Source organism: Butyrivibrio sp. DSM 10294, from assembly GCF_028539135.1.
Classification (GTDB): domain Bacteria; phylum Bacillota; class Clostridia; order Lachnospirales; family Lachnospiraceae; genus Butyrivibrio.
The window spans coordinates 1-1,402 of record NZ_JANSWL010000004.1 but is presented as its reverse complement, the minus strand read 5'-3'; the positions used below and the strand labels follow the sequence as shown (position 1 = coordinate 1,402).

1 protein-coding gene is annotated in these 1,402 nt (G+C 48.6%); it reads left to right on the top strand.

Annotated features, from left to right (window positions below; translation table 11 throughout):
- Positions 1-1,402: hypothetical protein (locus NXH67_RS00030; protein ID WP_330676512.1), on the top strand; the 1,402-nt coding region annotated here is incomplete at both ends.

The following is a 1,402-nucleotide window of genomic DNA, read 5'->3' as shown; positions in this document are numbered from 1 at the left end:
GCAGTTACAGCACTCAAGGATGTCAACGTAACCTCCGGCAAGATAGCAGCTGCAACAGAAGCACTGAAAGAGGCCAATGAGGCTGCAACACAGGCACTTAATGCAGTAAACACAGCCAAGGAAGCTCAGACAGCAGCAGATAATGCCAAGAAACTTGCAGAATCCTGCAGTGATACAACAGCTTTGTCCACAGCTTCCGGTGCGGTTCAGACAGCAGCAGAAGCTACGAAAACAGCCCAGAGTGCTAATGAAAAAGCAACAGGAGCTGTTACAGATCTTAACAGTGCTATACAGGCTGCAAAGACAGTACTTGACAGCGAAGCAAACAAAGCTAAGACAGCAGCTGAAAATGCAGCAAAGGCTATAACAGATGAAAATGAAGGTGCGTTAAAAGCATTGGAAACAGCTGTAAGCAATCTTAAAAATACTAAAGAGGATACAATTAAAGCCGTAAATACTGCAGTAAATAATCTTGAGAGCCTGGCAGCTGCAGCAGATAAGGAAGCACTTGCAGCCAAGAATGCAGCAGATAATGCAGCATCAGAGCGGGTAGCATCTGAGACAAGAACAGCAGCAGCTACAGCAGAAGCCGCAGCAAAGGCAGCTAGAACAGCAGCTACTGAAGCAAAGGCTCTGGCAGAACAAGCTAAGAGTGATCTTGACGCAGACAGACAAGCCGCAATTGATGCTAAGACAGCAGCAGATACAGCACAGAGAGAAGCACAGAGAGCTTCAGATAAGGCTGGTGAGGCTACAATTGCCAAGACTACCGCAGAGTCTGCAGTACATGCAGATGGTTCAGCTCCTAAATTGAGTGAAGTACTGGATGCCAAGACCGCTGCTCTTGAGGCAGCAGAGGCAGCAAATGAAGCAGCAGAGGCAGCAGAGGCAGCAAATGAAGCAGCCGGCGAAGCAGAAAAAGCATCTAAGAATACAACCGATGTAGATGGAAAGCAGGCAGCTACAGAGGCGCGTAGTGCAGCTAATGCAGCAAACGGCACAGACGATGCAAAGGGCTATAAGACAACAGCAGCAGAGGCAGCACAGGCAGCCCTGGACGCATACAAGGAAGCAAAGAGAAGATATGAAGCAGCATTAAGTCAGGCAGATGCAAATGAAGCCGATAGACTTAAGGAAGCAGCTGAAAAGGCAGCTGAGGACGCAAGAGATGCAGCACAGGCAGCAAATGCCGCAGCAAAGGCTATAAATGATCCTGAAACCGGAGCATACGCAGCAGCAGTAGCTGCAGAGAAGAAGCTCACTGATGAAGAGAACCTTACTCTTCAGGTAGTATCAGAAGCGCTTCTCAAGGCTCAGGATCTGGATGCCAAGGCTAATGCAGCAAATGCCGCAGGGAAAGCAGCTACAAAAGCAGCAACCAAAGCAAAGCTTGCAGCTGATG